Here is a 21,118-nt window from a genome sequence, read left to right on the forward strand (position 1 = left end):
CGGGACCGATCCGTGAAATGGTCAACCCTGCTGGGTCGGCACCAGGATCAGCTCCGCCACATTGAGCCGGGCCGGTACCGACGTCGCGAAAGCGATGGCTTCCGCGATATCCCCCGGCTCCAGAATCGTCATCCCCGAACGCCAGCGCGCCAACTGCGCCTGCTGCTCCTCCCCGCGCATTCCCGCACCGAGCTCGGTGTCCACGAACCCGGGTTCGACGTTCTTCACCCGGACCCCGCGCGGTCCGAATTCGGCGCGCAGGTTACGGGTCAGATGCGCCACCGCTGCCTTGGTCGCGGTGTACACCGCGTACTCGGTGAACACGGCGTGCCCGCCGACCGAACCCACCAGCACGAGATCGGCGCGGCCGCCCTCGCCACCGGCAGCCAGCAGATCATCGATGAACGCCCGGGCCGTGTAGAGCAGCCCGGTCACATTCGTCCCGACCATCTGGTCCCACTCGCCGACCTCGGCGGATTCGAACGGCGCGCCCAGCATCACGCCCGCGTTCGCCACCACCAGATCGACCGGCCCCAGTGCCGCCCGCACCGTTGCGGCCGCATCACGCACCGAATCCCGGTCGACCACATCGGCCACCACCGCGATAGCTTCCCCGCCGATCTCAGCCGCCAGTTCTTCTATGCGCTCCTTACGGCGTCCCAGCAGCGCGACCTTGGCGCCGTCCGCCGCGAGTCGGCGCGCCGTCGCCGCGCCGATGCCGCTGGATGCCCCGGTGACCACCGCTACTCGGCTGTTCGATTTCTCGTTGTTCGTCATGTCCACAACAGTCGGCCCACACCGGCCGCGCTACCAGGTCGCGGACTTCCTGGTAGTCGCAGGGCCAGCCAGCCGGCCCCGCCGGCTCCTACCCTGGAGGCCATGCGTACGGACAACCGCCTGGGCACCTTCCTGCGGGCCCGCCGTGAACTGGTCCGCCCGGAGGAATTCGGGTTGCCCGGTGGCGGGCAGCGGCGGGTAGCCGGCCTGCGACGCGAGGAGATCGCCCTGCTCGCCGGGGTGAGCGCGGACTACTACATCCGACTGGAGCAGGGCCGGGACAAGCACCCCTCGGAACAGGTGGTCACCGCGCTGGCGCGGGTCTTCGCCCTCGACGACGAAGCCACCGCGCACCTGCGGGAACTCGCCCGGCCGGCCCCGGTCCGGCCGAAACGCCCCCGCCGGCCCGAACGAGTGGCGCCGGGCTTGCTGCGGTTGATGGATCTGTGGGCGCGGACCCCCGCTCTCGTCCTGGGTCGCAGCCTGGACGTCCTGGCGGCGAATCCGCTGGCCGCCGCGGTGAACGCGTGCTCGGCACCCGGTATCAACCAGGTGCGGATGGTCTTCCTCGATCCGCGGGCGCGGCAGGTCTATCCCGATTGGTCCTCGATCGCGGCCGATACGGTCGCGAGCTTGCGAGCCACCGCCGGTACCGACCTCGACGATCCACGGTTGACCGAACTGGTCGGTGAACTATCGCTCAAGAGTGCGGAATTCCGGCAGCTGTGGGCGCGCCACGATGTGCGGACCAAGACCTCCGGAATGAAGCGATTCCACCACGAGATAGTCGGTGAACTGACCCTCTCCTACGAGAGCTTCACCGTCAACGGCGCGCCGGGCCAGACGCTCATCGTCTACCACGCCGACCCCGGCTCACCGTCGGAGCACGCGCTGTCGCTGCTGGGCAGCCTGACCGTCGACGAAGCCGTGGGAGCCGAACCGCGGCCGACCGCCGAGACAGCCCGGACCGATCGGTGACAGACACCGTCCGCCGCGACGGATGACCCGGCCGCATCAGTGATCTTTTCGCGGCCGACACAGTACTGCGGTGAGTCCCAGCAGACCCAACACCAGCAGGACCAGCATCGTGTCGGCGATCATCGTGCCTGCTCACGCAGGTTGTCGTCCGTCGGCCAGCGGTATCCCGGCGGATAGAGCTGCATCGGTGTGATCAACGCACCGATATCGGTCGCCAGGTGTCGAACCGACTCGGCGTGCTCGAAACCGGGCACCACCACCGCTTTCGCGCTGTGCTCTACCGCCTGGTGAGCCAGCGCCAGCGCGGTGATGGCTGGGCCCGTATCGGTCTTGACGGTGAACACCATCCGGTACCCGTGTTTCTCCGCCAGCTCGTACAGATTCACATCCGGGATAACCAGATCGAGGCGCACCAGGCCGATAGCATGCGGGCGATCATCGGACATATCGCACCTCGGCATCCTCGAGCCAGCGGCGCATTGCCTCGGCAATATGCTCCAGCTGCCCGATTGTCGGCGCGGCCCACGAGAGCCCCGCTGGGATATCGGTTCTGCCCCGCTCTCGTGTAGGCAACGGCTCTTGGGCGATAGCACGCATGATGGACCCCTGCTCCTGGCATAGTTCGAAGCGCACCCGGTGCAGGGTCTTCGACAGTGACGCCTACATGTGACTGATGTCCGAGACCACCGGCCCGCGAGTTTCCTGCCTCCCTGGCCGGTGCTCCCCCAGTTAGGGCCTGGGGGACTGTCCTGCACCGGGTGCGCCCTCAGTAGACCTCTGCCACAAGAGGTTCGAAAGCGCTGCCGTGGAAGATCTACGTGTGAAACCGAGGTATTTACCCACGGAAGCCTCCATATTCCATCAATCCGATTAGCAAAGGCAACGAATAATGTCTGGCTCTACGCTTCCTCGAAGGGCTTTGGGGCGTCAGCTGCGAACTCTTCGCGAGCGCAACAACATCAATCAAGCCCAAGCCGCACGTATCGCCGAGACCAGCCCGCAGACCTACGGTCGACTGGAGGACGGCCGGATCACCAAAGTCACCGACATGCTGCTCAATACGCTGGCGAACGCCTACCGGGCCGGCGACGAGGAACGCCGGCTGCTCCTGGAACTTGCACAGGAGATCCGAACTTCTACAGCTTCCGGCGGTAGCTGGTGGCGTGGTTATGACGATGCGATAGCCAAAGGATTCGACCACTACCTCGCACTGGAGGACGCCGCGAACTGGGTGACCTCCTGGCAGACAAACCTGATACCGGGTCTGCTCCAGACCCGAGACTATCGACGCGCGATCGCTTGGGTCGGGCTCCCTGACAGTTCTTCCGAAGAGATCGAGCGCATCCTTGACGTGGTAATGCGTCGGCAAGGGTTACTCGATCGGGACGGATTCCGATTCGAAGCTCTGCTCACGGAAGCCGTTCTGCGAAGCTACCGCGTTGGAGGCCCTTCTGTGATGGGGGGTCAGCTCAATCACCTACTGGAGCGCTCGGAAAGCCACGGGGTTCAGATACGGATCGTTCCATCCAGCGAAGACCGGCCGATCGGCCTCAGCGCCGGTGCGTTTGTCCTTTTCTCGTTCCCGCCCCTGCCCACCTCCAAGCTGCAAGAACCCCCGGTTGCGTACATGGAGGGACTATCCGGCGGTCTATACGTCGAGCACGCGTCCGAAGTGGAGAAGTTCTCCAGGGAAGCCGAGCGCATCCGCCATGTAGCGTTGTCCACGTCGGAATCCAGAGATCTGATGCTGGAGATATCGAAGGAGTACAGATGACGGACCTGACCGGCGCGAAGTGGTTCAAGTCCAGCCGGAGTTCCGCCAACCAGGATTGCGTTGAGGCTGCCCACCTGACCGGCGGACTTGTCGGAGTGCGAGATTCCAAGAATCGGACCGGGCCCGCACTGGTCTTCACGCCCGGCGAATGGGATGCCTTCATTGCCGGTGCGAAGGCCGGCGAGTTCGACCGGCCCTGAACCCTCGAACACAGAAGCCCCGGTAGGGCGAGCGTCGGTTGCACACGGTCGCCGCAACACTCGCGATATGCGAGGTTTCGGCGACCGTATCGTTTCGGAGGAGCCGCCCCGGTTCGGTGAGATCCGGAGTACCGGAACTTCACGGGAAGAGTCCCGCAGGGAGTTGCCGCAGATGGAACGCTCGGTGCGGCAACCAGACGGCCGAGCCGGTATAACCTCTCCTTGCCCGCTCGCGCGCGGCTGCGTGCGGTAGTTGTCGGCGGCCGGTAGATGGCGCGGGTCGGGACCTCGCCGGAGTCGGGTGCGATCCTCAACCCGTGACAGTCCTCACCGGCCGAACCTCACACGCAGCCTGCGTGAAGATGCGCGGCCGGCGCTGACGGGCCGGCGCTCGGCCATCAGCTGAAGCCTGGACGTCGGTTGGATCCTGAGCAGCCCTCAGGTCACCCCCGGACAAACCCAGGGATGCAGCCGCTTTTCGGTGCTGGAGGCCCCGGTTGCCGGCCGCGCGTAATCGAAGATATCCGATCGCACCGACCGATCACGGCCGGCGATTTCCGCCTCGATACGCACGCCACTCCGGTGTATCGCCCGGCCGGAGCCGACAAGGCGGCTATGGTCGGATCATGGCTGGCGGCGCGAGCGCGGCGGTGGAATTGACGGTCGGAGAACGCGAGGTCCGTATCTCCAACCCCGATCGGGTGTACTTCCCGGAGTCCGGCGCGACCAAGCTCGATCTGGTGCAGTACTACCTGAGCGTGGGCGACGGGATCGTCAACGCGCTGCGGGAGCGTCCCTGCATGCTGCACCGTTTCCCGAAAGGTCTGCCGGGCGGGAAAGTCCATCAGAAGCGGCTGCCCTCGGGCGCACCCGACTGGGTATCCACTGTGCGGGTGTACTTCCCGCGCTACGGCCGGCACGCCGACGAACTCTGCGTCGGTGAACTGGCGGAGGTCATCTGGGCGGTCCAGATGTCGACGGTCGAATTCCATCCCTGGAATTCACGCCGCGCCGATATCGAGAGCCCGGACGAATGGCGGATCGATCTCGACCCCATGCCGGACTGTCCCTGGCCTCGGGTACAGCGGGTGGCCGGAGTGGTCCGCGAGGTGCTCGACGAGATCGGGGCGGTCGGCTGGCCGAAGATGTCGGGCGGCAAGGGTTTGCACGTCTATGTGCGGATCGCCCCGGACCACGGATTCCAGCAGGTGCGCCGGGCGGCGCTGGCGTTCGCCGAGGAGGTCCGCCGCCGGGCACCCGATGATGTGACAACCACCTGGTGGCGGCGCGACCGCGATCCGGCGCAACTGTTCATCGACTACAACCAGAACGCCCGCGACCATACGATCGCGGCCGCCTACTCGGTCCGCGGTAATCCGGCGGCGACGGTCTCGGCCCCGGTGCGCTGGGACGAGATCGACGATATCCACCCCCGCGATTTCACCATCGCCACCGTTCCCGAGCGGTATCGCCACCTCGGCGATCTGCACGCGGGGATGGATGACGCGGTGTTCGATCTGGGGCAACTGATCGAATGGGCCGACCGCGACGAGGTGGACCTCGACGAGGACCCCGGCTCGGAGTCCTGACCGGCCGGAACGCCGCGATTCCCTCGCCTGGGCTCACCGCCAGGGTTCGAGCAGCCTTTTCGCCTCTGTGGCGAGCGCCCACTGCAGAAACGGACCGAAACTGACCCGGGCCGCCCCGGCTTCCGCGAAATACGCCTTGTCGCCCTGTTCCGGCAGCGTCACCGCGTTGACCGGCAACGGCAGTTCGGCGCACAGACGGCTCAGTACCTCAGGACCGTACCGGCCGACCGGATACAGCACATCGGCACCCGCCGCGGCCGCCAACCGCAATCGTTCGATCGCGGGGCCTACCAGTTCGGCCGGATCGCCGGACGGGGCGAGCAGCAGATCGGTACGGGCGTTCACGACAACATGCACACCGGTATCGTCGGCCGCCCGGCGCAGCCGACCCACGAGATCGGCATGCTCCTGCGGCTCGCGCAGCCGGCCACCCTCCTTGTGCACGGTGTCCTCGAGGTTGAACCCGACCGCGCCGGCGTCCAGCAACCCGTCGATGAGCGCCACCGGCTCGACCCCGTAGCCGGATTCGAGATCGACCGAGACCGGTATCTCCACCGCGGCGGTGATCTCCCGGACGCGACCGAGCACATCGGCGAAGGCCATACCCTCCTGATCGGGTTTGCCGACCGAGTTGGCGAGCGGATGGCTCCCGACAGTGAGCGCCGGAAAACCGGCCTGCTGCACCAGATCCGCCGACCAGGCGTCCCAGACCGTGGGCAGGATCACCGGGTCACCGGGACGATGGAGTTCGAGGAATGCGGCGGCCTTCTCGGGCAATGTGGTCACCACACCGATCCTGCCGCAACCGGGCGCGACTTCGTACCCCCTTTTCGCGTGTCGCCGCCGCGCGCGCTTCCGGCGGCGGCAGGATGTGCCGGTGTGAACGTACGCACCAGGTCGACCGGTCGTAGCGGTGCGGTGGATATCACCGCCCGGGTCTGCCATCTCGTGATCACCTTGGTCATCGCCGCCGCGTTGGTGACGCAGCTGATACTGCTGTTCACCGGGGGCGCGGACGCGAATTCCGGGCGCGCGGACCCGGACGCCGGTATCGCGACGAGACTCGTCCGCCTGTTCAGCTATTTCACGATCCAGAGCAACCTGTTCGTGCTGGCCGCTTCGGTGGGGCTGGCGATACGTCCTGATCGCGACGGTCGGCTCTGGCGGGTGGTGCGGCTGGACGCTCTGCTGGGCATCGCGATCACCGGGCTGGTCTTCGCGCTGGTCCTCGCCGACGAGGTGCACCTCACCGGGGCGGCGTGGTGGGCGAATCTCGGTTTCCACTACATCGCGCCCTGGGCCACCCTGGCGGTGTGGCTGGTGTTCGGGCCCCGACCCCGGATCGACCGGGCCACGATCGCCGCGGCGTTCGTCTGGCCGGTGGCCTGGATCGGCTACACCTTCGCCCACGGCGCCGTGACGGACTGGTATCCGTACCCGTTCCTGGACGTCGCCCGGGACGGGTACGCCACCGCCCTGGTGAACACTCTGCTGGTGATCGTGCTCGCGGTGGTACTCGTCGCCGTCTTCGCGCTGCTCGACCGGCTCCCCACCGCCGCGAGCGGAACCGAGCCGGATATCGCGCGGGACGCGGCGATCAGGCCGGGGTCGCCAGGGCGAACGGAAGAACGGCCGGGGCCCCCGCCCGGCGCAGCGCCCACGCCGCGACGGTGAAGGTCCAGCCGGTATCGGTGAGGGTGTCCACCAGCAGGATCGGACCGTCCGCGGCACCGAGATCGGGGATCTCCCACGCATCGTGCAGGGCGGCGACCCGGTGGGCCGAGTTGACGGCGGACACCGGCGGCCGGTCGGGGCGGGTGTGCAGGGTGCCCAGATTGCGGAGCCGGCCGATTCCGGCGAGCCGCTCGGCCAGCGAGGTGGTGAGCGTCGGATGGGTGGGCGATTCCAGCGCCAGGACCGCGGTGGGCCGGACGGCCCAGTCCCATTCCCGGAGCACGGGAATGCACGCCTCGATCACCTCGTCCGGCACCGGGCCGTCGGGACCGTCGAGGATCGGGCGCAGCCGCCGGCCCCAGCCCAGTGAATTCAGCCGGCCCAGCACCCGGCCGGTCTCGGCACCTTCGGAGATCTTGCCCGACAGCGGCACACCGAGTTTCGCCATACCGGTCGGCCACTGTTTACGGGGCGCGAGATCGATACCCGGCCGGTCGAGCCGGGCCCGGGTCGCGTCGACGGCGGCGGTGTCGACAGTGGTGTCGCGATGCTCGCCGGTGCAGTTGTCGCAGCGGCCGCAGGCGCCGGTACCGGGCGCGGCGGCGAGCAGGGCCGGATCGTCGAGCTGGCGGCGCAGGAACTCCATCCGGCAGCCGGTGGTGCGCTGGTAGTCGAGCATCGCCTGCTGTTCGGCCGTGCGTGCGGCATCGAGCCGTTCGTAGCGGTCGGCGTCGTAGGCCCAGGGCTCACCGGTGCCCAGCCAGCCGCCGCGAACCCGGCGGACCGCGCCGTCGACATCGAGCACTTTCAGGACCATGTCGAGGCGGGAGCGGTTGAGCTCGACCAGCGGCTCCAGGGCCGCGGTGGACTGCGGGCGCTCCCGGTCGAGCGCTTCCAGGACGGAACGGACCACATGTTCGCGAGGGAACGCCACCGAGGCGAAGTAGCTCCAGATCCGGATGTCCTCGGGACCGGGGAGCAATACGACCTCGGCGCGTTCGGTGGCACGGCCGGCACGGCCGACCTGCTGGTAGTAGGAGATCGGCGACGACGGGGCGCCCACGTGGACCACGAAACCCAGATCGGGTTTGTCGAATCCCATTCCCAGTGCGGAGGTCGCTATCAGCGCTTTCACGTCGTTGTTCAGCAGGGCGGTTTCGAGTGTTTCGCGTTCGGCCGGATCGGTCTGCCCCGTATAGGCGGCCACCTTGTGCCCGTGCGAGTTCAGTACGTCGGCGAGATCGTGGGCTCCGGCGACGGTCAGGGTGTACACGATCCCCGACCCCGGTAGCCGGTCCAGATGACCGCTGAGCCAGGTGGTGCGTTCCACCGCGTCGTCGAAACGCACCACCGACAGATGCAGCGAGGCGCGATCGAGGTCCCCGCGCAGGACCAGGGTGTCGGTGCCGATCTGCCCGGCCACATCGGTGACCACCCGGTCGTTGGCGGTGGCGGTGGTGGCCAGGACCGGTACCTCACTGCCGAGATCGGCGATCAGGGTACGGATACGGCGGTAGTCCGGGCGGAAATCGTGACCCCAGTCGGAGACACAGTGCGCTTCGTCGATCACCACCAGACCGGCGTCGGCGGCGAGCCGGGGCAGCACCTGGTCCCGGAAATCCGGATTGTTCAGCCGTTCGGGACTGACCAGCAGCACATCCACGGCACCGGCCGCGACCTGCTGATGGATCTCGTCCCATTCGGTGACGTTCCCGGAGTTGATCGTCGCCGCGACGACCCCGGCCCGCTGAGCGGACGCGACCTGGTTGCGCATCAGGGCCAGCAGCGGCGAGACGATGACGGTGGGCCCACGCCCCTGGGCACGCAGCAGCTTGGCCGCGATGAAGTACACCGCGGATTTACCCCATCCGGTGCGCTGCACCACCAGCGCGCGGCGTTTACCGACCACCAGCGCTTCGATCGCGGTCCACTGGTCCTCCCGCAATCGCGCGTCCGGCCCGGCGAGCTCCCGCAGGAGTGCCTCCGCGTCCTCGCGTAGGACGCCGGCGACTCCGTCGGCCCCGCCCATGGTGTCGCCCGGTGCCGTCGTCATGGCGCCCATCCTGCCGCAGGCCACCGACACCGGCTCCACGCGGGCAGCACCCGGTGCCGTGACTTCGCAGGTCCCGGCCGTAGCGGCGGGCTCTTGCGGCCCGGTAGCTAGCCGAGTAGTTCGTCGACGTAGCACCAGCGCCACGCCTCACCGGGCTCCACGCTCCGAATCACCGGATGGCTGGTCGACGTGTAGTGACCGGCCGCGTGGTTCCCGGGCGAGGAATCACAGCAGCCGATATTCCCGCAGGTCAGGCACATGCGCAGATGGACCCAGGTCAGGCCCTCCGCCAGACACCGCGCGCACACATCCGGGCGGTCCGATTCGCATACGAGCGGGGCGGACCGCAGATGCGCGCAGTCCTCGGCCGCACCGCCCGGGACGGCCAGCGTCTCGACCCGGTCCTCGTCGTCGCCCTCGTCGAACCTGTCGATCATCGACTCCTCCAGGTCCAGCCGGGCCAGCACATGCTGCAGGATCTCGTAGTCCACGCCCCCGGCATCACGAACCCGCAGCACCGTCTCCCGTTCGGCACGCAACATCTCCAGCCGCAACCGCCGGTATTCCGCGGTCGGGGTCGCCAGTTCGGATTCCGGGCGACCGAGCCGCTCCCAGGCCGCGTTGGTCCGCCACCTCACCCGGTCGCGCAACGAACGCACTACGTCATCCGGGGTGTCCGGGCCGACCGCCGCGTCGAGTACGGCAAGTCCCGCGTTGGCGGCCTGGGTCAGCAGATTCGCCTTCTGCAGCGCGTCCTCGGCACGACTGGGCCCACGCAGACGCAACCGCCGCACCAGCCACGACAGCGACGTTCCCTGAAGCAGCAGCGTGCCCGCGACGACGACCAGGGCCAGCAGTTTCAGCACCGGCAGTTGCGGGGTGTCGGCCGGGAGCAGCAGTACCGCCGCCAGGGTCACCACCCCGCGCATCCCGGCCCAGGAGACCACCGTCGGGTTGGCCAGCGGTTCCGGGGCACGGCCGAAGGCACGCTCGAGGAAGGTCCAGCCGAACACCCACACCGGCCGCGCCAGCATCACCGCCGCCAGGACCGCGATCGCGGCCACGATCAAGGTGCCGTGATCCAATCCGCTCGCCCACGCGTCCCGGACGATCGTGTTCACCTGCAACCCGATGACAAGGAAAACCGCGCTCTCGAGGATGAACTGCGCGGTGCCCCAGTTGATGCGTTCGGCGGTGCGCGAAGCCGCGCTCTGCCAGACCGGCGCACCGTGCCCGAGGATCATGCCGCAGGTGACCACGGCGATGACGCCGGAGGCATGGATCTCCTCGGCGGGCAGGTAGGCCAGAAACGGCGCGAGGAAGGACAGGGTCGTATCCAGGACCGGGTCGATGATCCGCCGGCGCAGCAGGGCCAGCGCGTACGCGACCGCGATCCCCACCACCGCGCCGCCGCCGGCGGCGAGCAGGAAATCCCCGCCGGCGTTCCACACCGACACCGCACCTGCCGAGGCGGCGATCGCGGTCCGCAACGCCACCAGCGCGGTCGCGTCGTTGAACAGCGATTCGGCTTCCAGGATCGAGACAATGCGCCGCGGCATTCCGATCCGCCGCGCCACCGCGGTCGCGGCCACCGCGTCCGGCGGCGCCACCACTGCTCCCAGCGCCACCGCGACGGCGAACGGCACCGGCAGCAGCCACCAGACGACCGCGGCCACCGCAAAAGTACTGAAGAGGACCAGACCCACCGACAGCGAAACAATCGCACCGATATTGGCCCGGAAATCGACCAGCGAGGTGCGGATGGCCGCGGTGTACAGCAGTGGCGGCAGCAACCCGAGCAGCACCACCTCCGGCTCCAGATGCACCTCCGGCACGAACGGCAGATACGAGGCGGCGACACCGGCCAGTGTCAGCGCCAGCGGTTCGGAGATCCCGGCTCGGCGGGCCAGCGCCGCCACGGCCGCCGCCGATGCCACCAGGACAACCAGGCCGATCGCGATGTGCATCCGAGCATTCTCGCAGGTGAACCGCGACCGGCGGCACTCTCGTCGGCGAGCGCGACTGCCCCGGGCGCCGTTCCCGGGGATCGCCGGGACCCGCGGCGTCGACCAGCCGCACCGGGGCGGGCAGTTCACCGTCGGGACAGGTGACCACCAGCAGCATCGCCTCGGACACCCGCGGCCGGCGGATCGGATGGCGCGGCCGCGGATCGCGCGGATTCGAGATCGGTCATTTGTTCCATCTCATTCCGGGCCCGCGCCGGACAACACCGTCACCGTCCCCGTGGACCCGTCCACCCGGATCCGCATTCCGGTGCGCAATCTCGCGGTCGCTGCGGGCACCCGCACCACGGTGGGCACCCCGAGTTCACGAGCGACGGTCGCCACCGCGGTGAGTGGGCCGCCGTGTTCGATCACCAAGGCGGACGCCGACGGCAGCGCCGCCACCCACGCCGGGTCCGCGTTCTCAGCGACGAGGATCCCGGGGGTCATATCGCGTAATCGCCGCGCCACCACCGCGGGCCCCTCGACCACTCCCGCGGTCGACGCGGTCCCGGCGAGTACCTCGTGGTCGTGGGCCGCCGAGATCGCGGTACGCGCCGCCCAACCCTGTTCCGTCAGTTGCACATCGGATACCTCCGCGCCTTCGGTACTGAACCGCACCGGGGCGGACAGCCCGCCGGCGGCGGCGCGGGCAGCCTTACGTTCCGCGATCCGCGCCCCTAAATCAGGCATCGGCGCCCGGTCGTAGCAGCCACGCAGTTCACCGGCGGTCAGGCAGTCGATATCGCCCGGATCACGCAGGATCCCCCGTGCGGCGAGGTCGGCGGCCATCACCCGGATCATCGCCTCGAGGATGCCTGCCGCACGGGCCCGGCTCGACCGGACGGATTCCCGATGCGCGGCACAGCGCGCCGCGCGCACCCGCACCAGATCGTAGAGCCGGCGACGGATCCCGCCGAGCCTCTCGTCGAGGTAGTCGTCCGGGTCGATTCCGGTGGCGCCCGGTGACCCGGACTCGACCGCGGATCCGATCGCGACACCAGGCCGCACCGCGGCGTACCGGAACGCCCGCGACGCCTCCGGTAGATAGGAATCGGTCAACGCCACCACAGCACCCATGAGCGTCAGAACTACGGCGTCGAGCACCGTCACCGGGCCCCACAGCAACACCAGTTCCCGGTCCAGCCGCCGGTACTCCGCGTAGGCGTGTTCGCCGTGGACGTAGTCACCGGGCTCGTACCGGTCGCAGACGCGATCGAATTCGGTCCGGAAATCACGCATCATCGCCTCGATCCGCCACGCCCGGCGCAGGAATACCCCGGTCGTCCGGATCCGGGACCGGATCCGGTGGGCTCGCGAATCGAAGGTGAAAGGGGACAGCGATTCCGCGACTTCGTCCGGCACGGGATCGGTCGCGCCCAGCATGTCCTCGAGCGCTCTACGGCTCAGCCGGTATCCGGGCGCGATACCCGCCAGCCGATACCAGTGCAGCAGGTTGCCGTACACCCGGCCGTGAAAGCTTCCCAGCAGGTAGGGCGTCCACGAATCCGTCTGTTCCACCTGCTCGTCCGGCACCCCGAGGGAGCGGGCGTATTCACGGCACACCCGTCCGTATATTCCGGCGGCGATTGTGAAGGCCAACGGTGAAGTGATCCCCGGAAAGGTCTGCACCGCCGTGGCGTCGTCCCATATCCGCGGCTCCCCTGGCGCGACCGGTTCGGCGGCACCCCGGATCACGGCCGTCACGATTGCCCGCTTCCGCGGGCATTGCTGCCGCACCGCGCCGCGATCGCCGTCTCGGTTTCGTCTGTCCCGAGCACCCGCAAGAACCGACCTCCAACCCCGTTCACCGCAACAGGACACCGTTGTCCGTTCCGGACGAGTAAACCCGAGAAATGCCTCGTCCATCGCGTATTCGAGGTTTGTGTCAGACCACAGGGTTTCCGGCTCCGCCGGTGCCCGAGGTCAGGGCACTGCGAAACAACCGATAGGCTGTGATGGCCCGCGCAGGTTTCGGTGAGGATGTGATTCCGCGTGAGTTGGAGCCTTACCCCCGACGAATTCGCGCATGTATGGCGCCGAGCCGACCTGGACCGGATCCCCTATCCGCTGCGGGTACTCGAATCGCCGCGGACCGAAAGCGATGCCCGGCTCCTGCGCGCCGAACTCGCCCAGCGTTTCCCGGCCGACCCGGATCTCGATGCCTGCCTGCGTATTCTCGCCCTTCCGCATACCCGGGTGATCGCCATCGGCGGATCCCCCGAACCCGGCCGGGAAGTGCGGGCACTGGGCTGTGTCGTCCACGATCGGGGGGTCCTGGCTGTCCAGGCGCCCGGACGTACCCGGGAATTCGGCGGGCCGGTGCAGCTCTCCATCGGGCACAGCGGCAAACTGGGCGCCCGGCTGGCGGCACTGCTGCCGAAAGCGCCCGCCGGGCGATATCCCGCCCGTTCCGCCTCGGCCGCGGCGGTGCGGGATACCGAAACCGTCATCCAGGAGGAACGTGCCGCACCACTGATCCGGAAACTGCTGTACGCCCCGCATACTGCCGACGGGCACATCCGTATCGAAGCGCATCTCGACCGGCCGAATCCGCCACCGCCGCTGCACTACACCTGGCTCGATGTCGAGAACGACGGCCGCTATCTGCTCAAGGCCGACGAGAACGTCCACCTGGTGCCCGCCTCTCCCGAACAGCTCGCGGCGCATCTGCAGAAACGTATTCCCGGCTGATCCGAGATCACCGCGGACCGGCTGCCCGGACCACCGGTTGCGGTTACTCTGGGCGTGACCGACGGAGGGGTACGCCAGTCATGAAGATAGAAGACAGCCGAGCCGAGATCGTCCGGTTCCGTCAGGCAGCCCATGCGGGAACCGTCAAATTCGATCCGGAAGCGGCACGCCGCTGCGCGGAACTGTACGACCGCCAGGCCGACCGGCTCATCTATCTCCGGCAGCGGCTGGAAGACGCCTCCGATCCACACGGTTTCGGTGGTCTGGTCTCCGCCGCGCAGTTACAGGCCGGGTTCGGGCACAAGGCCCGCGACGCCGCCGCCCTGCTCGACCATTACATCGAAGCGGCCTACCGCATGAAGGAAGCGTTCCTGGTCAGCGGTGGCCTCTACGACGAGGCCGATGCCGCGAACGCCGCCGCGGTTCGCGCCGTCGAAACGAGGCTCGACCGATGATGCGATACCTCCGCCTTCGCTACGGCCCCCGCGGACCGCATGTATCCGGTTCGAAGGAGGGTTTGTGAGCGGTACGGATCCCGATTACGTCAGCGCCATGGAACATTTCGAAGCCATGCGCCACGCGGACATCTACCGGGCCACCCAGCAGATCGACGCCGGTGAGATCCTGCGGATCTCCGGTACCTGGCTGCACGCCGCCACCACCCTGCAGACCTCGCTCCCGCTGACCCGCGCCGGTGCGGACCGGGTGATGAACGCGATGGAATGGGACGGTGCGGCCGCCGACGCCGCGTTCGCCAGCACCCGAAGTTTCGCCGATTCGGTGGAGGAACTGGCCGGCGTACTCGGTCAAGTGGGGTTGCGCCTGGGCGCGGTGGCCGCAGCCGCGGAAGCGGTGAAGATCGCGGTGGTCCCGCCCGGCGATTACGGTCCGGTAGGCGCGCTGGCGCGGCTCTTGGAAGCCGCCGAGGTGATCGATGCGCAGATGGTGCAGGAGGTGCTGCGTCAGGAAGCGGTCCTCACCATGAACATGGTCTACAAGCCGGCGTACCTCGCCGCGGGCACCGCGGTACCCGCGCTCCCGGAACCGCCGGTGGCTCCCGGTCCGCTGCCACCGCTCGGCCCGCCGGCCCCACCGCAGGTGCAGGTCGACTCCGTGGTCGGCGCGGATTCGGCGCCCGCGCCAAGCGGTTCGGACCCCACTCGGCCCCCGCCGGACGGCGGTTCCACCGATTCCGGCGGTGCCACCGATTCGCCCGCACCGCCGAACGGTTCCGCGGCACCGGCTCCGGCGACACCGGGCCCATCCGCGCCGCCCGCACCGGATAATTCCCCCGCACCTTCCCAGCAGCCGACCGAGGAGACCCCCCGGCCGCCGGAACCGGAAGTGCCGGAACCGACCGCTGGTCCCGCCCCGGCCCAGCCGTCACCGGCACCCCACGCCCAGCCGCCCACCGCCGAGCAGCCGCCCTCCCGGCCGGTGCCTCCCGAACCTCCAGCACCTCCTCAACCACCAGAGCCTCCCGAACCTCCAGCGCCTCCTCAACCACCAGAGCCTCCCCAACCACCAGCGCCTCCCCAACCACCGGTACCTCCCCAACCACCCGCGCAGAACCCGACCGGGGTACCGCTCTCGGATCCGGACGGGCAGCCCGGCATCACCGGCCCGGTACCGGGTCAGCGCGCGCCCGATCAGCCCGGCGTCATTCCGCCACCACGACCCTGACCGGCCGGGCGGCCCTACAGGCCCGGGGTCTCCTGCACCCAGTGGAACCGCGGACCGTTCAACCGAAAAGCTGCGGGGTCGCCCGCCCGCAGGTCGACGGTCACCGGCCGGCCGTTCAACTGCCCGTCCAGTCGCAGGACATCGGGTTCCGGACGGGCGAAAGTGAAGGTCGCGATCGGCGTGGCCGCGGAGTCCGGTGCAGGCGGGGCGCTGGAGGTTCGGGAGGCACTGACCGTGAGAGTGCGTGCGGGAGCGTCCAACTGTGCCGGTGCCGTCACCAGCGTCCCGTCCATCTGCTGCCAGGTCACCGCGCCCTCGGTCTCGACGACCAGCCGCTGCCAACGGGTCTCGTCGGTGAGCAACGGTGGAACCGGTCGTCCGTCGATTCGGAACTCGGTGACCTCCCAGAGGCCGTACAACTCCGGTTTCGGCACGCCGCCGCCGTAGTCGCGCCAGCTGGACCAGCCGAGCACCGCCACCCCGGCGACCAGCCAGAGACCGATCGCCACATGAACTGATCCGGCGATCCGGCCGGCTCGGCGACTCGTGAACAGCGGCGGTTGGACCGCGGGTTCGGCACGGCGCGCGAGCAGGAAGAAATCCGCGAAACGGCGGGCCTGCGGGGCGAGCAGGATCAGGGAGAACACCAGCAGATGGAACGACAGGATCTTGACCGGGACGTCGAAGGTCATGTTCAGCACGAAGACCTGCGCCATGCTCACCACGCTGAGCATCGCCCCGAGTGTGGCTGTACGCGGTACCAGCAGCAGGAGGCCGGCGGCCAGTTCCGCTACCCCGAGCAGGATTTGGTAGACCGGCGCGCTGCCGACCTGCAACCACAGCACAGACATCGGGGAGAACTCACCGTAGGGCTGGATGAGCGCCGAGAGCGGGGGCGGCGGCATCTGGGTCGGTACCGCTTTGGCGATCCCGTAGAACAGCATCTGCCCGGCGAGGCACAGTCGCAGCCCGGTCAGAAACCACGCGGCTGCCCGCGGGTAGGCGGGCCGGCGATGGTCTAGCACCGACCACAGCACCGCCGCCGCGGCCGCCACGACCACCGCGCTGAACACCATCAGCCAGATGATCGTCTGGTCGCCGCTGCCGGAGGTCCGGTGGAACTCAGCGTCGACACCGAACACCGACTGCCCCACCCATTTCAGCAAGGGCTCGGCGGCGATCAGCGGCCACATCGGCGCGTTATCGGGCAGATGTCGGTGTGCGAACCCGGTGAAGACGAACAAGATCTGCCCGATCATCACGCTGAACAGCACGCAATAGATCACGCCGAACCGGAAGGCGAACCGAGCCGGCCACGACCAGCGCGCCGGTGGTGGCTCATCGAGTTCAGGCGGTGCGTACTCGGATTCGGTCACCGTCTGCACCGTGTTCACACCGCACCTCGCTATCCGACCTGTCCGATGCCCACCCCCGAGGGGTCGAGCCGAGCCTCCTCTTCGAACTTAGGGCAGAACCCGGGCCGGGCACCTCCGTGACAACCCCGATACCGCTGTCCTCCTTGTGCACGAATCCGCGGTCCCCGGCCGGCACCACTACCAGGCGACAGGCCCGTTCGCACCGACGAAGGCACCATCGGGGGACGTATCCGCCGCCTCCGCCGCGGCGAGAACCACCGCTGCGGCCTGCTCCGGCGTGGTCGGCGCGTCGGCCGCCGCCGGGGCCAGTTCGGTCGCGACGAATCCGGGGCATACCGAGGTCACCCGGACGGTGGTATCGGCGAGAGTTTTCGCCAATCCGACCGTGAGGCTGTTCAGCGCCGCCTTCGAGGCCTGGTAGCCCGGGACCACCATCGAGTAGTACGCCGAGTCGGGGTTGCGCTGTTCGGTGAGCGAACCCATCTCGCTGGAGATGTTGACGATCCGTCCCGCCGGTGCTCGGCGTACCAGTGGCAGCAATGCTTCGATCACATTGGCGGGGCCGAACGTGTTGGTCATCAGGGTCTCGGTGAACGCACCGGGATGAGCGAAGTTCACCGTGCCCACGGCGGTCGCCTCGGGCAGGATGCCCGCATTGTTGACCAGCACATCGATGTGCTCGTACCGTTCGGCGATCGAGTCACGCAGGCATCGAGCGCTGTCCACCGAGCACACGTCGAGGAGTTCGCCCTCGACCGCGAGCCCCTCGGCTCGCAGCTCCTTCACCACTATCTCCACCGCCTGCTCGCGGCGTCCGGTGACGATCACCCGATAGCCGTTCCGGGCGAACACCGTCGCGGTGGCTCGTCCGATTCCGCGGGTCGCCCCGGTGACCACCACGATCTTCTCCGACATATCGTTCCTTTCGCGATTCCGCTGTTACTCCACGAGCATCCGTGACGACCCCCCTCGCGCGCTGGCAGGAAATCGCCGTCGCGTTCGCCGCTACGCCACCGCCGGTGAGCAGGTCGCACTTCCAGTTCGCTGTCCTCACTCGGCCGTATCGGCTCGCAGCTCGAGCTGACCGCATGCACCGCGATACGACCGGACTCCAGGCGGGCGGAAACTGCTGGAGCACAGCGGTTGGCGCGCGTAATGTGTCCGCTGCGGCACACTGTGGGTGTGGATGGGCCGAGGCGATCGGTTACCTCCCCAGAGGTCGCGGGTTCGAGTCCCGTCACGTCCACGGGACGTGTGGCTCAGGTGGTTAGAGCGCTGGGCTCCTTCTCCGGTCACGCGAACACGCCCATCCGCCCACGGTGTGTCGTCCTCGTGCACGGTTCTCAACCAAACACCTGGGCTCTCATACGAACGCCTGGGCCTGTTGTGCCGGAGAGCTCGAGTCCGGGAACTTCTTCGACGATCCGGACGCGGAGGCTCTCGCCCCACGCCGGAAAATCGGTAGAGCGCCGTGGGATCGACTTGTACAGTTCCGGACAGGCGCATCGCAGGTGGGTGGGCCGGAGCGCATCGGTAATCGATCTATATGTCGCGGGTTCGAATCCCGCCGTGTCCGCACCCGTCTCCCCACGTGCCCGAGCGGGCCGGAAGAAGGGGACATGCCATGGACGCACTCGCCGGTATCGATCTGCGCAGCACAGCGCAACGGGAACAGGCCGATCCGCGCCAGGTGCCGAACAACGCCGGTGGGTGGACGTTCGAGGTCACCCCCGAGATTCGGCTGCGCCGGTTCCTCACCCTCGGCACCGACGGGGGAACCTATTACGTGGGCCCCCGCGGCATCACCAGGGAGAATGCCGCGATCGTGGTGGATTTCGCACAGCGCCGGACCGAGGACCTGGTCCGTATCGTGGTCGAGATCTCCGTATCCGGCCGGGCGCCCCGACAGAACCAGGCACTGTTCGCGCTGGCAGCCGCGGCGTCCCTGGGTGATGCCGAGGGACGGCGGGCCGCGTTGGACGCGCTACCCCTGGTAGCCCGCACCGGAACGCACCTGTTCCTGTTCGCCCGCTATATCGAGCAGTTCCGAGGCTGGGGCCGCGGCCTACGCCGGGCCGTCGCGAACTGGTACACCGCGAAGCCGATCGACGAGATCGCCTACCAGGCGGTGAAATACCGGCAGCGCGAGGGCTGGTCCCACCGCGACCTGCTGCGGCTGGCGCACCCGGCGACCACCGAGGACGAGCGCAAGCGGCTGTTCGACTGGATCTGCGGCCGCGAACCCGGCCTCGACGGGCTGCGGCTGGTCGAGGGGTTCCAGCGGGCCACCACAGCGGATCCGGCCGCCGTACCGGAGCTGGTGCGCGAGTACCGGCTGTCGTGGGAGATGTTGCCCGATGTGGCGCTGAGCCTTCCCGAGGTGTGGGAGGCGCTGCTGGACAACGGTCTGCCGCAGACCGCATTGTTGCGCCAGTTGCCGCGACTGACCTCGCTCGGCCTCCTCGAACCGCTCGGCACCCGGACCCGCGCGGTCGCCGAACAGCTGGCCGATCCGGAACGGTTGCGCCGCGGCCGTGTGCACCCGATGAACGTCCTGGTCGCCTTGCGCACCTATGCCTCCGGGCACGGAGCGCGAGGCGGGGGTGCCTGGGCACCGTCCCGTCCGATCGTGGATGCCCTGGACGCCGCGTTCTATGCCGCCTTCGAGGCGGTGGAACCCACCGGCAAACGGTTCCTGCTGGCACTGGACGTCTCCGGTTCGATGACGGCCCGGATCTCGGGACTGCCGTTGTCGGCCCGGGAGGCCAGCGCGGCACTGGCGCTGGTGACCTCGGCGACCGAGCCGCATTGCGAAACCGTCGGTTTCACCGCGGCGACCGACGCGACCGGGTGGCGTGAGGCGGCGCTCACTCCCCTGCCGATCAGTCCGCGGCAGCGACTGGACGACGCCATCCGAGCGGTATCGAACCTGCCGTTCAGGGGCACCGACTGCTCGCTGCCGATGCGGTACGCCCTGGACTGTGCTCTAGAAGTGGACGTTTTCGTGGTGCTCACCGACAACGAGACCTGGGCGGGCACCGAACACCCGCACCAGGCGCTACAGCGATACCGGGAACAGATCGCCCCGGGGGCGAAACTGGTGGTGATCGGAATGACCGCCACCGGTTTCACCATCGCCGATCCGGCGGACGCGGGGATGCTGGATATCGCGGGTTTCGATGCCGCGGTCCCGGCGCTGCTGGCCGATTTCGCCCGCGGCATCTGAGACGTGGCGCGGAATCGGTCCGGGCGGTGGCGCACAAACGCCACCGCCCGGACGCGAGTCGGAGTTGCCCTCCGATTGCCGATATCATCGCAGGCGCCCGATCGAATCCTGAAGTACAGGTAGTACCGATGACACGCCAGCCGCACACCGTATCCCCCGATATGCCGAAGCTCGTCGAGGGGCCGGACGCGGTGGCCGATCCGCGAACGGCACCGGCCCGGAACTATTTCCCGCCGCCCCGGGAACTGCGGGGCAATCTGAACGGCTGGACCTATCCCGCAGTGTTCCTGGTGGCCGTCCTCGCCACCTTCCTCCTGGCCCAGGCGGCGCTCGCCCTGGACTCCGGCGAACCGTTACAGCCGGCCATCCATATCGCGGCCGCCGCCTGGGTCGCCTCGTACCTACCGATGCTCTCGGCGACCTCACGGGGCCGGTCACGGATCCGGATCGAGGGCGCCCGCTTCGCCAACGACCAGGACGCGCTGGTGGTCCGCCGCTCACTCGGATACGAGGTCGCGCTCGTGGTCTGCTTCCTCAGCCTCGCGACGCTGTGCGCGATCTTCGGTATCGGCACCTGGACCGGCACACTCACCCTGAACCCGCGGCCGCCGGTTCCGCCGTGGCTGGCCATCGCCGCCGCCGTCGCGGTCCTGCTCTATCTCTGTGTCTACGCGCGGCGACCGGAGATCCGCCGACTGGTACTGACGCCGATGCATATCGTGCTGCCCACCAAGACCTCGGTCGCGAACATGGTGAGCTGGACCTCGATCGAACAGATCGAGGTGGTGTCGCGCAACAACTCCAAGGGCACCATCCGGATCTCGCGCCCCGGCCGGAAGCCGGGCCGCAGCGCCACGAAGCGGATCCACGCCGAGAAGCTCTCGATCGGCTCGGCCGCCACCTACTGGCTGATCCGCTTCTACCACGAAAATCCCGACCTGCGCGCCGAACTCACCGACGAGCGGGCCCCAGACCGGTTGCGTACCTACGCGGTCGTCCCCGAATTCGGCATCTGAACGCTTCGGCGCCGGCCGGGCAACCGGGCCGTGCCCCGGTAGTGTCGGGACCGTGACCAGCGTGCTGCCCGAAAC

Annotated in this window: 18 protein-coding genes; 10 read left to right on the forward strand and 8 right to left on the reverse strand. The window is 68.4% G+C overall.

What is annotated here, in order from left to right:
- Positions 1-21 precede the first annotated feature (21 nt).
- Positions 22-777, reverse strand: a complete 756-nt coding sequence (locus tag OG405_RS19650; RefSeq protein ID WP_327147936.1) for an SDR family oxidoreductase — start codon at positions 775-777, stop codon at positions 22-24.
- 102 nt (positions 778-879) lie between these two features.
- On the opposite strand from OG405_RS19650, the gene OG405_RS19655 reads away from it, so the two are divergent.
- On the forward strand, positions 880-1,755 hold the full coding sequence (locus OG405_RS19655) for a helix-turn-helix transcriptional regulator (protein ID WP_327147937.1): 876 nt from the start codon (positions 880-882) through the stop codon (positions 1,753-1,755).
- Between the two features lie 119 nt (positions 1,756-1,874).
- On the opposite strand, the gene OG405_RS19660 is transcribed toward OG405_RS19655, so the two are convergent.
- Positions 1,875-2,201, reverse strand: a complete 327-nt coding sequence (locus OG405_RS19660) for a hypothetical protein (RefSeq protein WP_327147938.1) — start codon at positions 2,199-2,201, stop codon at positions 1,875-1,877.
- Between the two features lie 473 nt (positions 2,202-2,674).
- On the opposite strand from OG405_RS19660, the gene OG405_RS19665 reads away from it, so the two are divergent.
- The 3 genes from OG405_RS19665 (at position 2,675) to ligD (ending at position 5,318) form a co-directional block, all read left to right on the forward strand.
- Positions 2,675-3,529: a helix-turn-helix domain-containing protein gene (locus tag OG405_RS19665; RefSeq protein WP_327147939.1), complete on the forward strand. Its 855-nt coding sequence runs from the start codon at positions 2,675-2,677 to the stop codon at positions 3,527-3,529.
- The gene (locus OG405_RS19670; RefSeq protein ID WP_327147940.1) at positions 3,526-3,729 is read left to right on the forward strand and encodes a DUF397 domain-containing protein; all 204 of its coding nucleotides are present in this window, start codon (positions 3,526-3,528) and stop codon (positions 3,727-3,729) included. The genes OG405_RS19665 and OG405_RS19670 overlap by 4 nt, the downstream gene beginning before the upstream one ends.
- Before the next feature lie 626 nt (positions 3,730-4,355).
- Positions 4,356-5,318 (forward strand): non-homologous end-joining DNA ligase, encoded by a 963-nt coding sequence (gene ligD, locus OG405_RS19675; RefSeq protein WP_327147941.1) that lies wholly within the window; start codon positions 4,356-4,358, stop codon positions 5,316-5,318.
- A gap of 33 nt (positions 5,319-5,351) precedes the next feature.
- On the opposite strand, the gene OG405_RS19680 is transcribed toward ligD, so the two are convergent.
- Entirely contained in the window at positions 5,352-6,104 is a 753-nt protein-coding gene (locus OG405_RS19680; protein ID WP_327147942.1) for an isocitrate lyase/PEP mutase family protein, read from the reverse strand.
- A gap of 93 nt (positions 6,105-6,197) precedes the next feature.
- Here OG405_RS19680 and OG405_RS19685 point away from each other — a divergent pair, with 93 nt between their 5' ends.
- On the forward strand, positions 6,198-6,992 hold the full coding sequence (locus OG405_RS19685; protein WP_327147943.1) for a Pr6Pr family membrane protein: 795 nt from the start codon (positions 6,198-6,200) through the stop codon (positions 6,990-6,992).
- Here OG405_RS19685 and OG405_RS19690 read toward each other — a convergent pair.
- The 3 genes from OG405_RS19690 to OG405_RS19700 all read right to left on the reverse strand — a co-directional run bounded on the left by OG405_RS19690 (position 6,916) and on the right by OG405_RS19700 (position 12,755).
- On the reverse strand, positions 6,916-9,045 hold the full coding sequence (locus OG405_RS19690; RefSeq protein ID WP_327147944.1) for an ATP-dependent DNA helicase RecQ: 2,130 nt from the start codon (positions 9,043-9,045) through the stop codon (positions 6,916-6,918). The two genes, OG405_RS19685 and OG405_RS19690, sit on opposite strands and share 77 nt — an antisense overlap.
- Before the next feature lie 107 nt (positions 9,046-9,152).
- Positions 9,153-11,012, reverse strand: coding sequence for a Na+/H+ antiporter (locus OG405_RS19695; protein WP_327147945.1), 1,860 nt, complete (start codon positions 11,010-11,012; stop codon positions 9,153-9,155).
- 237 nt (positions 11,013-11,249) lie between these two features.
- A complete protein-coding gene (locus OG405_RS19700; protein ID WP_327147946.1) occupies positions 11,250-12,755 on the reverse strand; it encodes a PEP-utilizing enzyme in 1,506 nt (501 codons plus the stop codon).
- 288 nt (positions 12,756-13,043) lie between these two features.
- On the opposite strand from OG405_RS19700, the gene OG405_RS19705 reads away from it, so the two are divergent.
- The 3 genes from OG405_RS19705 to OG405_RS19715 all read left to right on the forward strand — a co-directional run bounded on the left by OG405_RS19705 (position 13,044) and on the right by OG405_RS19715 (position 15,425).
- Entirely contained in the window at positions 13,044-13,742 is a 699-nt protein-coding gene (locus OG405_RS19705; RefSeq protein WP_327147947.1) for an ESX secretion-associated protein EspG, read from the forward strand.
- Positions 13,743-13,822: 80 nt separating this feature from the next.
- Entirely contained in the window at positions 13,823-14,197 is a 375-nt protein-coding gene (locus tag OG405_RS19710) for a hypothetical protein (RefSeq protein ID WP_327147948.1), read from the forward strand.
- 64 nt (positions 14,198-14,261) lie between these two features.
- Complete coding sequence (locus OG405_RS19715; RefSeq protein WP_327147949.1) at positions 14,262-15,425, forward strand: hypothetical protein; 1,164 nt, start codon at positions 14,262-14,264, stop codon at positions 15,423-15,425.
- Between the two features lie 14 nt (positions 15,426-15,439).
- Here the strand turns inward: OG405_RS19715 and OG405_RS19720 are convergent, their stop codons facing one another.
- Both OG405_RS19720 and OG405_RS19725 read right to left on the reverse strand, forming a co-directional pair.
- Positions 15,440-16,819 (reverse strand): DoxX family protein, encoded by a 1,380-nt coding sequence (locus OG405_RS19720; RefSeq protein ID WP_327147950.1) that lies wholly within the window; start codon positions 16,817-16,819, stop codon positions 15,440-15,442.
- 159 nt (positions 16,820-16,978) lie between these two features.
- A complete protein-coding gene (locus tag OG405_RS19725; protein ID WP_327147951.1) occupies positions 16,979-17,716 on the reverse strand; it encodes an SDR family NAD(P)-dependent oxidoreductase in 738 nt (245 codons plus the stop codon).
- A gap of 709 nt (positions 17,717-18,425) precedes the next feature.
- Between OG405_RS19725 and OG405_RS19730 the strand changes: the two genes are divergently transcribed.
- Positions 18,426-20,027 (forward strand): TROVE domain-containing protein, encoded by a 1,602-nt coding sequence (locus OG405_RS19730; RefSeq protein ID WP_327147952.1) that lies wholly within the window; start codon positions 18,426-18,428, stop codon positions 20,025-20,027.
- Between the two features lie 128 nt (positions 20,028-20,155).
- Positions 20,156-21,043 (forward strand): hypothetical protein, encoded by an 888-nt coding sequence (locus OG405_RS19735; protein WP_327147953.1) that lies wholly within the window; start codon positions 20,156-20,158, stop codon positions 21,041-21,043.
- Positions 21,044-21,118: the final 75 nt, after the last annotated feature.

Origin of the sequence: Nocardia sp. NBC_01329, from assembly GCF_035956715.1 — a bacterium.
Classification (GTDB): Bacteria; Actinomycetota; Actinomycetes; order Mycobacteriales; family Mycobacteriaceae; genus Nocardia.

Bases quoted from the DNA above. Each gene is read 5' to 3' on its own strand.
- ligD (WP_327147941.1), top strand. From the start codon at position 4,356: ATGGCTGGCGGCGCGAGCGCGGCGGTGGAATTGACGGTCGGAGAACGC.
- OG405_RS19660 (WP_327147938.1), bottom strand. From the start codon at position 2,201: ATGTCCGATGATCGCCCGCATGCTATCGGCCTGGTGCGCCTCGATCTG.
- OG405_RS19735 (WP_327147953.1), top strand. From the start codon at position 20,156: ATGACACGCCAGCCGCACACCGTATCCCCCGATATGCCGAAGCTCGTC.
- OG405_RS19710 (WP_327147948.1), top strand. From the start codon at position 13,823: ATGAAGATAGAAGACAGCCGAGCCGAGATCGTCCGGTTCCGTCAGGCA.
- OG405_RS19670 (WP_327147940.1), top strand. From the start codon at position 3,526: ATGACGGACCTGACCGGCGCGAAGTGGTTCAAGTCCAGCCGGAGTTCC.
- OG405_RS19690 (WP_327147944.1), bottom strand. From the start codon at position 9,045: ATGACGACGGCACCGGGCGACACCATGGGCGGGGCCGACGGAGTCGCC.
- OG405_RS19655 (WP_327147937.1), top strand. From the start codon at position 880: ATGCGTACGGACAACCGCCTGGGCACCTTCCTGCGGGCCCGCCGTGAA.
- OG405_RS19725 (WP_327147951.1), bottom strand. From the start codon at position 17,716: ATGTCGGAGAAGATCGTGGTGGTCACCGGGGCGACCCGCGGAATCGGA.
- OG405_RS19730 (WP_327147952.1), top strand. From the start codon at position 18,426: ATGGACGCACTCGCCGGTATCGATCTGCGCAGCACAGCGCAACGGGAA.
- OG405_RS19695 (WP_327147945.1), bottom strand. From the start codon at position 11,012: ATGCACATCGCGATCGGCCTGGTTGTCCTGGTGGCATCGGCGGCGGCC.
- OG405_RS19650 (WP_327147936.1), bottom strand. From the start codon at position 777: ATGACGAACAACGAGAAATCGAACAGCCGAGTAGCGGTGGTCACCGGG.